Here is a 14,346-nt window from a genome sequence, read left to right as displayed (position 1 = left end):
GAAACCCCTTGAGACGCCAAGGGGTTTTTTTATCCTCGCCGAACGTTGGCGGTCGTGATGGCGTGGTGATTGTGGGGCGACGCTGTGGTGTTTATGCCGCAACACTGTACGCCGCCGCCAACAACTGCTGTCGAAAAATCCTGCGCCATGACGCCACCGCACCGCCTGCCAGCCTCAATAGCGAGCAAACATTCGTATTTGTTTTCAAGGCGTTAAGGCGCATCCCCAGGCGTTCTGACGTTTCAGCCGGCTGTCATTATCCCAACCGTGGAAAGTAGTTCGTCAAAACCGGTGTTACTTCAAGTTGCACCAGGCCGGACACTAGATGTAGTGCAGACGCCGCTTGCGGATTGCAGCGGCACGCAGAAGCCCGTCGCTTGGACGGCGCGACTGCGCATGCCTTTTATCTCGCCATTTTGGGGACTTATATGAAGAAGACGCTATTGGCCGTTGCGTTGCTGGCAGGCTCTGCCGGCGCCGCGCAAGCCGCTGACTCCGTAACGCTGTACGGCTTGATCGACGCGGGTATCGGCTACGAGCAAGTGAAGTTCAATGGGGCCAAGCAAAGCCGTTTTGGCGGCGTTCAAGGTGTCAGCAGCGGTTCGCGTTTCGGCCTGCGCGGCACGGAAGATCTGGGCGACGGCCTGCGCGCCGTGTTCACCCTGGAAGGCGGCTTCGGTCCCATGAACGGCAAGTCGTTGCAAAACGGCCGCCTGTTCGGTCGTCAAGCCACCGTGGGCCTGGACAGCGATTCCTGGGGTCGTTTGGAATTCGGTCGTCAAACGAACCTGGCGTCGAAGTACTTCGGTTCGATCGACCCGTTCTCGATCAGCTACAACACCGCCAACATGGGCACGACGTTCGGCAGCGCCAACACGATGCGCCTGGACAACATGGTGCTGTATCAAACCCCCAGCCTGGGCGGCTTCAAGGCCGGCATCGGCTATTCGTTCAGCGCCGATGACACCGTCAGCGACACCACGCAGACCGGCTTCGCCACCGGCGACAACAACCGCGTGCTGACCGTTGGCATGCAGTACGTGAACGGCCCCTTGAACCTGGCTGCGGCCTATGACCGCTTCGATCCGACCAACGATCGCGTCGGCGGCAAGAGCGCGGCTCGCATCCAGGAATACATCATCGGCGGTTCGTACGACTTTGAAGTCGTGAAGCTGGCAGCCGCTTTTGGTCAGACCCGCGACGGCTGGTTCGTGGGCCAGAACATGGGCACCACGCCGGAAGGCATGAACACGCTGGGCTCGTTCAAGCTGGCCGACGGCTTCCGTGCCAACTCGTACATGATCGGCGCCACCGTGCCCTTGGGCCGCCACGCCGTGTTCGGTTCCTGGCAGCGCGCGACCGCCGGCAACGACAAGCTGACGGGCGATGACGCCACGTTCAACGTCTACAGCCTGGGCTACACCTACGACTTCACCAAGCGCACCAACCTGTACGCCTACGCCTCCTACGGCGACAACTATGCGTTCCAGCACGACGCGCGCGACACCGCCGTTGCCGTCGGCATGCGCCACCGTTTCTAAGCGACGGGGCGCCTGACCGGACCCTGCTGAATGCGCGGCTTATCTCCGTAGGCCGCCGAGTGACAGCAACCCCCCCGCCTGGGTCCGGCCGGGCGCATTCGACGCGCAGAAGGGAAGGGCCTCCATCTGGAGGCCCTCTCGCATTCTGGCGTCGTGTTGTCTACAGGAACAGCTTGTAGGCCGGGTTCTCGGTCTCGTTCCAATGCGGGTAGCCCAATTCGGCCACAAACGTGCGGAACTGCTTCTTGTCCGTGGGCGGCACCTGGATGCCGATCAGGATGCGCCCGTAGTCCGCGCCCTGATTCCGGTAGTGAAAGAGGCTGATGTTCCAGTCCGGGTTCATCGCGTTCAAGAAACGCATCAGTGCGCCGGGGCGCTCGGGAAATTCAAAGCGATACAGCAGTTCGTTGCGCGCCAGCGCTGAACGCCCGCCCACCATGTGGCGCAGGTGCGTCTTGGCCATCTCGTCGTGGGTCAGGTCCAGCGTGTCGAAGCCATGGCGGCGGAAGTTGGCGGCGATCTTGTCGGGCTCGGTCGCGGACGATACCTGGATACCGACGAACACGTGAGCACGGTCGGCGTCGGAAATGCGGTAGTTGAATTCGGTGACACTGCGTTCGCCGACCAGTTCGCAGAAGCGGCGGAAGCTGCCGCGTTGCTCAGGCATGGTCACCGCAAACACGGCTTCGCGCATTTCGCCGACTTCGGCGCGTTCGGCCACGAAGCGCAGGCGATCGAAGTTCATGTTGGCCCCGCAGGCGATCGTCACCAGCGTCTTGCCTTTCATATGGTGCTCGGCCGCGTACTGCTTGGCGCCGGCCACTGCCATGGCGCCCGCCGGTTCCAGGACGCTGCGCGTGTCCTGGAACACGTCCTTGATGGCGGCGCAGATTGAATCCGTATTGACCACCACGAAGTCGTCCACGTACTGGCGCGTGAGCTTGAAGGTTTCGGCGCCCACCATCTTGACGGCAGTGCCGTCCGAAAACAGGCCGACGTCATTCAATTGCACGCGGCGACCGGCGCGCACGCTGCGCAGCATGGCGTCGGAGTCTTCGGTCTGCACGCCAATGATCTTGATCTCGGGCCGCAATTGCTTGATGTAGGCGGCGACACCGGAAATCAACCCGCCTCCGCCGATGGCCACGAAGATGGCGTCGATCGGCCCCGGATGCTGGCGCAGGATCTCCATGCCCACCGTGCCCTGGCCGGCGATCACATCGGGGTCGTCAAAGGGATGGACGAACGTCAGCTTCTCTTTTTTCTCAAGGATCTGCGCATGCGCGAAGGCGTCGGTGAAGCTTTCGCCCGCCAGGACCACTTCGCCACCCAGGCGGCGCACCGCGTCGATCTTCACTTGCGGGCTGGTGGTGGGCATGACGATGACGGCGCGGCAGCCGAGGCGGCTGGCGGCCAGCGCCACGCCTTGCGCGTGGTTACCGGCCGAGGCCGCGATCACGCCCCGGTTCAGCGCGGCCGGCGGCAGGTTGGCCATCTTGTTGTAGGCGCCACGCAGCTTGAAACTGAACACCGCCTGAGTATCTTCGCGCTTGAGCAGCACCGTGTTGGAAATCCGCGCGGATAGCTGGGGCGCGGCTTCCAGCGGTGACTCGACCGCTACGTCGTAAACCTTCGAAGTCAGAATGCGTTTCAGATAATCAGTGGACATGGACCGCGCAAGAGCAAGAGTGAGGACTGGGCCAGATTATTGCAGGGAATGCCGCGCCGCCTGAAAAGGTTTGTCGTGGCGATGGCGCGGTGTCGCCCAGCGTGGCCGATTCGATTCCTGATCGGCATTGGACCGGGCGCGGCTACACTCGCTCCTCATGGAAGAAAGCCTTTTATCCGCTGTTCAGTGGTTGCTGGGAATGTTGGCGCTGCCCTCGGTGGGCTTGTCCGCCATTTTCACGGTATCGCTCGTTTCCGCCACCTTGCTGCCGCTGGGCTCCGAGCCGGCGGTGTTTGGCTACATCAAGCTGTCGCCCGACATGTTCTGGCCGGCCATCCTGGTGGCGACGGCCGGCAACACCGTGGGCGGGGCGATCAGCTACTGGATGGGCGTGGGCGCCGAAAAAGCCGTGCATCGCTGGAAGGAAAAACACCCGCACCCTCATCCCGACGCCACCGAAAGCGGGCGGATGCGGGGCCGCTGGAATGAGCGCGCCCACGATTGGCTGCACCGCATGGGCCCGCCGGCCTTGCTGCTGTCCTGGTTGCCCGCCGTGGGCGACCCGCTGTGCGCCGTGGCGGGCTGGCTACGTTTGTCGTTCTGGCCCTGCATGCTTTATATGGCCATCGGCAAATTCCTGCGCTATCTGGTCATGACGGCCAGCCTGCTGTGGTTCTTCCCGGGCCAGATCTAAGCACTGACGTCGAACTTAAATGGGGACGGTTAACGCCAGTTTCCCCGTGCCATTGGCCGGCTTCCCAGGGGTATTTGGGGTCAAGTCCGGCCAATGGCATAAAATAATTTTTTATGGGCCCCTCTTGCCGCCATGAACGCCCCACTCGCTAGCCACATTTTGAACGGGGCGATGCCGCCCGCGACACCCGCGCGACTGCGCGAAATCCCCTACAACTACACGTCGTTTTCCGACCGCGAGATTGTCGGCCGGCTGCTGGGCGATGACGCCTGGAGCTTGCTGACCGACCTGCGCGGCGAGCGCCGCACGGGCCGTTCCGCGCGGATGCTGTACGAAGTGCTGGGCGATATCTGGGTGGTGCGGCGCAACCCGTACCTGCAGGACGACCTGCTGGACAATCCCAAGCGGCGCAAGCAGCTGATCGATGCCCTGCACCATCGCCTGGGCGAAATCGACCGCCGCCGCGAACCGGGCATCCCCACCGAAGCAGGCCATGATCCGCATCGCGACGAAAAGGTGGTCGGCCTGCTGGCCCGCGCCCGTTCCGCGATTGCCGCCTTCGAAGGGGAATTCGACCAGACCACCATGATGCGCAAGCAGGCGCAGAAGGTGCTGGGCCGCATCACCGCGCGCGACAACATCAAGTTCGACGGCCTGTCGCGCGTGTCCCACGTGACGGACGCCACCGACTGGCGCGTGGAATATCCGTTCGTGGTGCTGACGCCCGATTCCGAAGATGAGATCGCCGCGCTGGTCACCGCCTGTATTGAGCTGGGCCTGACCATTGTTCCGCGTGGCGGCGGCACGGGCTATACCGGCGGCGCCATTCCGCTGACCTGGAAGTCGGCCGTCATCAACACCGAAAAGTTCGACAAGCTGGGCAAGGTCGAGTCCTGTATCTTGCCCGGGCTGACCGAGCCCGTGGCCGTCATCCCCGCCGGCGCCGGCGTGGTGACCAAGCGTGTGTCCGAAGCGGCCGAAGCCGCGGGCTTTGTCTTCGCGGTGGACCCGACCTCGGCCGAAGCGTCGTGCGTGGGCGGCAACATCGCCATGAACGCGGGCGGCAAGAAGGCCGTGCTGTGGGGCACCGCGCTGGACAACCTGGCCTGGTGGCGCATGGTGGATCCGGACGGCAACTGGCTGGAAGTCACCCGCCTGGAACACAACATGGGCAAGATCCATGACGTGGACACGGCCCGCTTCGAACTCAAGTGGTTCGATGGCAAGGGCAAGCCCGGCGAGCGTCTCTTGAAGACCGAGCTGCTGGAAATCAAAGGCCGCGTGTTCCGCAAGGAAGGCCTGGGCAAGGACGTTACCGACAAATTCCTGGCCGGCCTGCCCGGCATCCAGAAGGAAGGTTGCGACGGCCTGATCACGTCGGCACGCTGGGTGCTGCACCGCATGCCGCGCCACACGCGCACCGTCTGTATGGAATTCTTCGGGCAGGCGCGCGACGCCATCCCGTCGATTGTCGAGGTCAAGGGCTACCTGGACGGCGAAGGCAAGGCGCGCGGCGCCATCCTGGCCGGCCTGGAACACCTGGACGAACGCTATCTGCGCGCGGTGGGCTACGCCACCAAGAGCAAGCGCGGTGTGCTGCCCAAGATGGTCTTGATTGGCGACATCGTTGGCGACGATGATGACGCGGTGGCCGCCGCCGCCAGCGAAGTCGTGCGCCTGGCCAACACGCGCCATGGCGAAGGCTTTGTGGCCGTCAGCCCCGAGGCGCGCAAGAAGTTCTGGCTGGACCGCTCGCGCACCGCCGCGATCGCGCGCCACACCAACGCCTTCAAGATCAACGAAGACGTTGTGATTCCGCTGCCCCGCATGGGCGAATACACGGATCACATCGAACGCATCAACATCGAACTGTCGACCAGCAACAAGCTGAAGCTGCTGGGTGCGCTGGACGCCTACCTGTGCACGCCGCTGCCCATCGGCAAGGCCGACGATGCGGACATCGACAGCACCCGTGCCGAAGTGCTGGCCGAACGCACGCGCCAGGCGCTTGAGCTGCTGGGCAGCGTGCGCCAGCGCTGGCAATGGCTGCTGGACAACCTGGACCTGCCGCTGGCGCAGGCGCTGCCTGAACTGCAAGCGCTGGGCCTGGGCGACGTGCAAGCCACGTTGACCGACCGCCTGGCCGCGCAACCCACGGCGCGCCTGTTCGACGTGGTGCAGGACCGCACGATTCGTGTGTCGTGGAAGACTGAAGTACTGCCCGGCTTGCAGCGTGCGTTTTCGGGCGCGGCGTACAAGAAGATCGTCGATGAGCTGATCGCCATCCATGGTCGGGTGTTGAAGAGCCGCGTGTTCGTGGCGCTGCACATGCACGCCGGCGACGGCAACGTGCACACCAATATCCCGGTCAACTCGGACGACTACGAGATGCTGGGCGAGGCCCATCAGGCCGTCGACCGCATCATGCAGATTGCCCGCGACCTGGACGGCGTGATTTCCGGCGAACACGGCATCGGGCTGACCAAGTACGAATTCCTGACCGACGCCGAGCTGGCGCCGTTCCAGGACTACAAGCGCCGCGTCGACCCCAACGGCCACTTCAACGCCGGCAAGCTGATGCCCGGCGCTGATTTGCGCCACGCCTGGACGCCAAGCTTCAACCTGATGGGCCACGAGTCGCTGATCATGCAGCAAAGCGACATCGGCGCCATCTCGGAATCCATCAAGGACTGCCTGCGCTGCGGCAAGTGCAAGCCGGTGTGCGCCACGCACGTGCCGCGCGCGAACCTGCTGTATTCGCCGCGCAACAAGATTTTGGCGACCTCGCTGCTGGTTGAAGCCTTTTTGTACGAAGAGCAGACCCGGCGCGGCGTCAGCCTGAAGCACTGGGAAGAATTCGAAGACGTGGCGGACCACTGCACGGTTTGCCACAAGTGCTACAACCCCTGTCCGGTGGATATCGACTTCGGCGATGTGTCGATGAACATGCGCGCCGTGCTGCGCCGCATGGGTCGCAAGTCTTTCAACCCGGGTACGGCCAGCGCCATGTTCTTCTTGAACGCGAAGGACCCGGCCACCATCAACGCCACGCGCAAGGCGATGGTGGGGGTGGGCTACAAGGTCCAGCGCGCCGCGCATGACTTGTTTTCGGGATTGGTGAAGAAGCAGACGGCCAAGCCGCCGGCCACCGTGGGCAAGCCGCCGCTGCGCGAGCAGATCATTCACTTCGTGAACAAGAAGATGCCGGGCGGGCTGCCGAAACAGGCCGCGCGCAAGTTGCTGGATATCGAAGACGCGAACTACGTGCCGATCATCCGCGACCCCAAGGCCACAACCGCCGATACGGAAGCCGTGTTCTATTTCCCGGGCTGCGGTTCAGAGCGCCTGTTCTCGCAGGTGGGCCTGGCCACGCAAGCCATGCTGTGGCACGCGGGCGTGCAAACGGTGTTGCCGCCGGGCTATCTGTGCTGCGGCTATCCGCAGCGCGGCAACGGCATGACGGACAAGGCCGAGCAGATCATCACCGATAACCGGGTGCTGTTCCACCGGGTTGCCAATACGCTGAACTACCTGGACATCAAGACGGTGGTGGTCAGTTGCGGCACCTGCTACGACCAGTTGTCGGGCTATGAGTTCGACAAGATCTTCCCAGGCTGCCGTTTGATCGACATCCACGAGTACCTGCTGGAAAAGGGCATCAAGCTGGAAGGCGCCAAGGGCGTGCGCTACATGTACCACGACCCCTGCCACACGCCGATGAAGCTGCAAGAGCCGATGAAGACGGTGCGGGCGCTGGTGGGCGATGAAGCCATCAAGAGCGACCGCTGCTGCGGGGAATCGGGCACGCTGGCGGTCAGCCGGCCGGATATTTCGACGCAGGTGCGTTTCCGCAAGCAGGAAGAATTGCTGAAGGGCGACGCGGCGCTGCGCGGTGATGGCTTTGCCGGCGACGTGAAGGTGCTGACGTCATGCCCATCGTGCTTGCAGGGGCTGTCGCGCTATGAGGGCGACGTCAAGATGGAAGCGGATTACATCGTTGTCGAGATGGCCCGGCACATTCTCGGTGAAGGGTGGATGGAAGATTACGTGAAGCGCGCGAATGCTGGGGGGATTGAGCGGGTGCTGGTGTGATGGGTTGCGCGCGAAATTGACTGGGGTGTTTCTTGGCGGTTGTGCGCGCTTCACCCATCCTACGGGCGGTTGGTTTGATGGGTTGCGCGCGAAATTGACTGGGGATTTTCTCGGCGACGGTGCGCGCTTCACCCATCCTACGGGCGGATGGTTTGATGGGTTGCGCGCGAAATTGATCGGGGATTTTCTTGGGGGTTGTGCGCGCTTCACCCATCCTACGGATGGTCGTCGTTTGTAGGATGGGTGTAGCGCGAGAGCTTGGTCAGAAGGACCAGATCGCGAGTCGCGCGGAACCCATCTTCGCGGTACCAGGCGCTTTCCCGTCACAAATAAAAAACCCGCGTGCAGCCCAAGCTGAACGCGGGTTTTTTAACGGCTGGCCGGATTACTCGAGCTTGATGTTCGCCTTCTTGATCACGTCTGCCCACGCGCTGCGCTCTTGTTCGGCGTAGGCCTTGAAGTCTTGCGCGGACATCGGCATCGGGATCACGCCCATGTCCAGCATCTTCTTCGACACGGCATCGCTTTTCAGCGTGGCGTCCAGGTCGGCCGACAGCTTCTTCACCACCGCTTCCGGCAGGCCGGCGGGGCCGACCAGGCCTTGCCAGGCGTAGGCCGTGAAATTGGCCACGCCTTGTTCGGCCATCGTCGGGGCGTCGGGCAGCACCGACAGGCGTTCCGGCGTGGCGGCGGCCAGGACGCGCAGCTTGCCGGCCTTGACGTTCGGCAAGCCGGATGCCAGGTCGATGAACATCACGTCCACCTGTCCGCCCAGAAGATCCTGGATGGCGGGGGCCGCGCCCTTGTAAGGCACGTGCAGCAGGTCCGCGCCGGTACGCTGCTTGAAGAGTTCAAGCGCCAGATGGTGCGGCGAACCCGCGCCGGCCGAGGCCGCGCTCAGCTTGCCCGGCTCTTTCTTGGCGGCGGCCAGCACGTCGGCCACGGTCTTGTACGGCGAATTGACGTTCACGGCCAGCAGCAGCGGGAACTTGGCGATGCCGCCGATGTAGGTGAACTTGGCCGGATCGTAGGACAGCTTTGCGTACAGCGACGAATTGAATGCCAGCGTGCCCGAATCCGCCGTGCCGACCATGTAGCCGGTGGGGTCGGCTTGCGCGATGGCGGTGGCGCCGATGATGGTGGCCGCGCCCGGGCGGTTTTCCACCACGATGGTCTGGCCCAGCGGCTTTTCCAGGCCGCTGGCAACCGTGCGGGCGACCACGTCGGTGCCGCCGCCTGCCGGGTACGGCACGATCCAGCGGATCGGCTGGGTGGGCCAGGATTGGGCGGAAGCCGTGGCGGCGGCCAGCGACAGGGCGGCCAGCGCCAACAGGCGCCGTGCGGGATGGTGCATGGGGTGTCTCCTCGTGCGGGATCAAAGATTGAGCGCGACGCGGGCGCTTCTTGTTCTGCGCCGTCAGTCCGCGCTGCTATTTTTTGCGCCGCTATTATGCTCGCGTTCGGAGCGAAAAGGGGGCCAGCCGGCCCCCTGTTTTCCCGCATGCGCGTGCCTGTCTACTGCGGATCCGGGTATGTGCGGGCGCCGAAGATCGCCGTGCCGATGCGCACTTCGGTCGAGCCTTCCTCAATAGCCAGTTCAAAGTCGCCGCTCATACCCATCGACAGGCGCTCCAGCGAGACGCCATCGATATTTTCGGCGCGCAGGCTGTCGCGCAGCTCGCGCAGGGCGCGAAAGCAGGCCCTTACTTGCTCGGGGTCGGGCGAGTTCACCGCCAGCGTCATCAGGCCTTGCACGCGCAAGGTGGGAAATTCCGCCGCAATGCGGCGCAAGAACGCGGATACGTCCTCGGGCGCCATGCCGAACTTGCTGGGTTCGGTCGACGTCTTCACCTGGACCAGCACGTCCAGGGTCCGGCCCTCATTGAGCAGGCGGCGGTGCAGGGCCTCGGCCAGATCGGCACGGTCCAGCGATTGCACTTCAGTGGCGTCGCGCGCGGCGTCCTTGGCCTTGTTGGTCTGCAAATGCCCGATCAGCACCCATTGCAGGCCTTGCCCGGCCAACGCGGCCGCCTTCTGCCGGATTTCCTGGGTCTTGTTTTCACCGAAACGGGTCAGGCCCAGCGCCATGGCTTCGCGAATTGCGTCCACCTCGAAGGTCTTGCTGACGGGCAGCAGCACCACGCTGTCCGGGCTGCGCCCGGCGCGCGCGCACGCGTCGGCAATGCGTTGGCGGATGTGGGCGATGCGCCCGGCCATGGTGTCTACGACGGTCATGCAGCTCTCTTGCAGGAACAGGATGTCCCATAGTGTAGGACTGTGCAGGACGGTTTCGCCACACCGCCTGCGACCGTCGTTGACCCTGCGTAATCCGCAGGCTTAGAATTTGCAGAGATTTGTTTATATTTCAATGTTCTATGCCCTCCGGCGCCGCCCCAGCAGGCGACACGGTTCTTCCCCTTCCCAGTCTCCCCGCCATGTCCAGCGCAGCGCCTGAATACGCCTTTGCCACGCCGTTCCTGAATCCCCCCGCATCCCCCATCCGATCGCTCATGCCGTATGCCTTGCGGCCGGGCACGATTTCGCTGGCGGGCGGCTACCCCGCGCAAGAACTGTTCGACGTCGAGGGTCTATCCATCGCGTCCACCCAGGTCATGTCGCGGCTGGGCGCCTGCTTGCAGTATTCCAACATTGACGGCCAGGTCAGCCTGCGCAACGAATTGGCCCGTTTGACGGCCGCGCGCGGCCTGCAATGCAACGCCGACACCGAACTTGTCGTGACGGGCGGCTCGCAGCAGGCCCTGGCGCTGCTGACCCGCGTGATGCTGCAACCCGGCGACCACGCCATCATCGAATCGCCCGCGTTCCCCAATTCCGTGCAGGCCTTGCGCTACACCGGCGCCACGGTGCATACCGTTGCCTCGGGCCCGGATGGCATCGACGTGGATGCGCTGGACGAACTGGCCGCGCGCGTCAAACCCAAGATGGTCTGCGTGGTGGCGTCGTTCTCGAACCCCTGCGGCGCAACGATCTCGCGCCAGCGCCGCCTGCGTTTGCTGGAACTGGCCGTCAAGCACCGCTTCCTGATCGTGGAAGACGACCCCTACAGCGAACTGCGCTTTGCCGGCGAAGCGGTGCCGCCCATCGCGGCCCTGGCAGAGGGCGAAGCCCGTCACTGGGCCGTGTACCTGGCCAGCATGTCCAAGACCATGGCGCCGGCGCTGCGTATCGGCTGGCTGATTGCGCCGCCCGAAATCCGCCGCCGCTGCGTCAGTGCCAAGGCTGCCGACGACATGGCGTCATCCGCATGGATCCAGGAAGTGGTGGCGCAGTACCTGGCCAACGGCCGCTACGACGAACACGTACCGCGCATACGCGCCGCCTATGGCTTGCGCTGCGACGCCATGGCCGAGGCCTTGGCCCGCGAGCTGGACGGCCGTGTCAGCTTCAGCAAGCCCGAAGGCGGCATGTTCTTCTGGGCGCGCTTGACGGGCGATGTGGACGCGACCCGCCTGTTGCCCTACGCCATCGAGCACGAAGTGGTCTATGTGCCGGGCAAGGCGTTCTATGCCAACGCCGAACAGGCCGACCTGTTCGCCATGCGCATGTCGTTCGCCACCATGAACGAAGGCCAGATCGCCCAGGGCATGGTGCGCCTGGGCCGCGCGTTGGATGCCTGCCAAGCCAACGAGCCCGTGTCGATTTCGCTGGCGGCGTGACGGCATAACCGCGTCGCGGCAAAGCTGCGCTCGCTTGCGAGCCGCCGCGCACATACCTTAATAAGCGCTTGTTATTTGGCGCAGGCGCTTCATGTCTATAAGCTTCTTGCCTCGGCGCGTCCCCGCGCCCGGTAAAAACAGGAACCAGGTCATGAACATTGCAAAAGGGTTGGTGGGCGCGGCGCTCTTGATGGCAGCGGCGCAAGGTGCGCAGGCGGCAACGTTGGACGTCGTGCGCGAGCGCGGCGCCGTGGCCTGCGGCACCACCACGGGCTTTGCCGGCTTTTCGGCGCCCGATGCGCAAGGCAAATGGCAGGGGCTGGACGTAGACGTATGCCGCGCGATTGCTGCGGCGGTCTTCGGCGACGCCAACAAGATCAAAATCGTGCCCTTGAATTCGCAGCAGCGTTTCACCGCGCTGCAATCGGGCGAAGTGGACGTGCTGACGCGCAACACCACCGTGACGCAGCAGCGCGATACCGCGCTGGGCATCATCCACGCCGGCATCAACTTCTACGACGGCCAGGGTTTTCTGGTGCCGAAGTCGCTGGGCGTGAAAAGCGCCAAGGAAATCAGCGGCGCCACCATCTGCCTGCAAACGGGCACGTCCAACGAAAACACGCTGGCCGATTGGGCGCGCGCCAACAACGTCACCTACAAGCCGGTTGTGATCGAAACGTTCAACGAAGTGGTCAACGCTTTTGCCACGGGCCGTTGCGATGTGTTTTCGACCGATGCGTCGGGCCTGGCATCGATCCGCATTTCCAAGCTGCAAAATCCCGACGATTACCTGGTGTTGCCCGAGATCATCTCCAAAGAACCGCTGGGGCCCTTCGTGCGCCAGGGCGACGATAAGTGGCTGAACATCGTGCGTTGGTCGCTGTCGGCCATGATCGAAGCCGAGGAATACGGCGTGACGTCCAAGAACGTGGACGAGCAGGCCAAAAGCGCCAACCCCAACATCAAGCGCATTCTGGGTGTGACGCCGGGCAGCGGCGCCAATCTGGGTCTGGACGAAAAGTGGGCCTACAACATCGTCAAGCAAGTGGGCAATTACGGCGAAAGCTTTGAGCGCAACGTGGGAGAAGGCAGCCCGTTGAAGATCAAGCGTGGCCTGAATGCGCAGTGGACGCAGGGTGGTTTGATGTACGCGCTGCCGATCCGTTGATCGTCCGATGGCGCTGCCGCTAGCGCAGCGCCGCCCGTCACCCCTGTCGGTACAACTGCGCGATCTTCACGAAAGCGGTGCGCAGTTCCCGGGTGCCGCCCTGAAGAATCACAGGCCGGCCCCGGTGCGTGAAGATCACCAGCCGTTTTGAAAACAGCATCGGGACGAAGCGGGCGTAGCGCACGTCTTCCCACGCGACTTCCCGGCGGGTGAACCACGACTGGCGCAGCCCGCGCTCGTCGATCGTGGTGATCGACACCTGCATGTGCCAGGACACGAACAGCAGCCCCACAAAGCACAGCACCACCACGACGGCCAGCAGGGTGTCGAAGGGCTGCGCGGGGGCGCGGATGGCGGTGGTGACCACCTGCACGCCCAGCACGGCCAGGATGACCCAGGCCAAAATCCTTACCCAATCCGGCCACGCCTGCCCCGACAAGGGCAACGGCCCGATCTCGCGCAGCAATGCCGCGCGGTCTTCCAAAGACGGGGCAGGGCCGGGCTGGTTCATGCGGCCCGTTTGGCCGCGATGGCATTGCCCGCGCGGCTGGAACCCTTGCGGTTCAGGTGGGCCGACATCCATTGGCCGATATCGACCACGGCGTCGAAGTCCACGCCCGTGTCGATGTTCAGGCCGCGCAGCATGTACAGCACGTCTTCGGTGGCGACGTTGCCGGTGGCGCCCTTGGCGTAGGGGCAGCCGCCCAGGCCTGCGACCGACGTATGGAAGATGGAAATGTCGGTTTCCAGCGCCGCCAGAATGTTGGCCAGCGCCTGGCCGTAGGTGTCGTGGAAATGGCCGGACACGCGCGCCGGGTCAACCACGCGGGTGACTGCCGCCATCACGTCGCGCACACGCTGCGGCGTGCCCACGCCGATGGTGTCGGCCACGTCGATCTCATCGACCTGCATGGCCAGGTAGCGCTGCGCCACGTCCACCACGGCCTCGACCGGGACCTCGCCCTGATACGGACAGCCCAGCGCGCAACTGATGCTGCCGCGCACGCGGATGCCGGCTTCGCGCGCGGCTTGCACCACGGGTTCGAAGCGGGCGATGGATTCGGCGATGGAGCAGTTGATGTTCTTTTGCGAGAACGCTTCGCTGGCGGCGCCGAAGATGACGATTTCGTCCGCGCCGGCGGCCAGCGCGCCTTCAAAGCCCTTCATGTTGGGCGTCAGCACCGAATAGATGGTGCCCGGACGGCGCTCGATGCGCGCCATGACGTCGGCGCCATCGGCCATCTGCGGCACCCACTTGGGTGACACGAACGACGCGGCTTCCACATTGGGGAAGCCCGCGGCCGACAGGCGGTTGATCAGCTCGACCTTGATCTCGGTCGGCACGAATTCCTTTTCATTCTGCAGACCGTCGCGGGGCGACACTTCGACGATCTTCACGCGGGAGGGCAAAGCCATGTCTCTTCCTGGTTCGATTTGGGTGACGCGGCGCGCAAGGCTGCGGCGCCATCGTCAATATTAGCGCCATCGGAACGCGCGCTGCCCAA

At 64.0% G+C, this 14,346-nt stretch carries 10 protein-coding genes; 5 read left to right on the top strand and 5 right to left on the bottom strand.

All coding sequences use genetic code 11. The features are described 5' to 3' along the window. Positions 1 to 428 precede the first annotated feature (428 nt). The gene (locus tag ACE04A_RS24960) at positions 429 to 1,541 is read left to right on the top strand and encodes a porin (RefSeq protein WP_448718335.1); all 1,113 of its coding nucleotides are present in this window, start codon (positions 429 to 431) and stop codon (positions 1,539 to 1,541) included. 160 nt (positions 1,542 to 1,701) lie between these two features. Here ACE04A_RS24960 and ilvA read toward each other — a convergent pair whose 3' ends face one another. Then, complete coding sequence (gene ilvA, locus ACE04A_RS24955) at positions 1,702 to 3,210, bottom strand: threonine ammonia-lyase, biosynthetic (RefSeq protein ID WP_448718336.1); 1,509 nt, start codon at positions 3,208 to 3,210, stop codon at positions 1,702 to 1,704. Positions 3,211 to 3,367: 157 nt separating this feature from the next. On the opposite strand from ilvA, the gene ACE04A_RS24950 reads away from it, so the two are divergent. Continuing rightward, a complete protein-coding gene (locus ACE04A_RS24950) occupies positions 3,368 to 3,904 on the top strand; it encodes a YqaA family protein (protein WP_100853952.1) in 537 nt (178 codons plus the stop codon). 132 nt (positions 3,905 to 4,036) lie between these two features. Further along, positions 4,037 to 7,996 (top strand): DUF3683 domain-containing protein, encoded by a 3,960-nt coding sequence (locus tag ACE04A_RS24945; protein WP_485820640.1) that lies wholly within the window; start codon positions 4,037 to 4,039, stop codon positions 7,994 to 7,996. 385 nt (positions 7,997 to 8,381) lie between these two features. Here ACE04A_RS24945 and ACE04A_RS24940 read toward each other — a convergent pair whose 3' ends face one another. Together ACE04A_RS24940 and ACE04A_RS24935 are read right to left on the bottom strand one after the other, a co-directional pair. Continuing rightward, positions 8,382 to 9,350 (bottom strand): Bug family tripartite tricarboxylate transporter substrate binding protein, encoded by a 969-nt coding sequence (locus ACE04A_RS24940; RefSeq protein WP_448718337.1) that lies wholly within the window; start codon positions 9,348 to 9,350, stop codon positions 8,382 to 8,384. A 161-nt stretch (positions 9,351 to 9,511) separates the two neighbouring features. Beyond that, on the bottom strand, positions 9,512 to 10,231 hold the full coding sequence (locus ACE04A_RS24935) for a YggS family pyridoxal phosphate-dependent enzyme (RefSeq protein ID WP_485820639.1): 720 nt from the start codon (positions 10,229 to 10,231) through the stop codon (positions 9,512 to 9,514). 200 nt (positions 10,232 to 10,431) lie between these two features. Between ACE04A_RS24935 and ACE04A_RS24930 the strand changes: the two genes are divergently transcribed. Beyond that, positions 10,432 to 11,673 (top strand): aminotransferase-like domain-containing protein, encoded by a 1,242-nt coding sequence (locus tag ACE04A_RS24930; RefSeq protein ID WP_448718339.1) that lies wholly within the window; start codon positions 10,432 to 10,434, stop codon positions 11,671 to 11,673. 151 nt (positions 11,674 to 11,824) lie between these two features. Continuing rightward, entirely contained in the window at positions 11,825 to 12,841 is a 1,017-nt protein-coding gene (locus tag ACE04A_RS24925) for an amino acid ABC transporter substrate-binding protein (protein ID WP_100853957.1), read from the top strand. Between the two features lie 37 nt (positions 12,842 to 12,878). On the opposite strand, the gene ACE04A_RS24920 is transcribed toward ACE04A_RS24925, so the two are convergent. Together ACE04A_RS24920 and ACE04A_RS24915 are read right to left on the bottom strand one after the other, a co-directional pair. Continuing rightward, positions 12,879 to 13,352 (bottom strand): hypothetical protein, encoded by a 474-nt coding sequence (locus ACE04A_RS24920; protein ID WP_259250946.1) that lies wholly within the window; start codon positions 13,350 to 13,352, stop codon positions 12,879 to 12,881. Continuing rightward, positions 13,349 to 14,257 carry a hydroxymethylglutaryl-CoA lyase gene (locus ACE04A_RS24915; protein WP_259250945.1) on the bottom strand — a complete coding sequence of 303 codons (909 nt, stop codon included), beginning with the start codon at positions 14,255 to 14,257 and terminating at the stop codon, positions 13,349 to 13,351. The genes ACE04A_RS24920 and ACE04A_RS24915 overlap by 4 nt, the downstream gene beginning before the upstream one ends. Between the last annotated feature and the right edge of the window lie 89 nt (positions 14,258 to 14,346).

It is taken from the genome of Achromobacter colocynthidis (assembly GCF_057334535.1).
The sequence above is the reverse complement of the archived record's forward strand: the minus strand, read 5'-3'. Positions and strand labels throughout refer to the sequence as shown.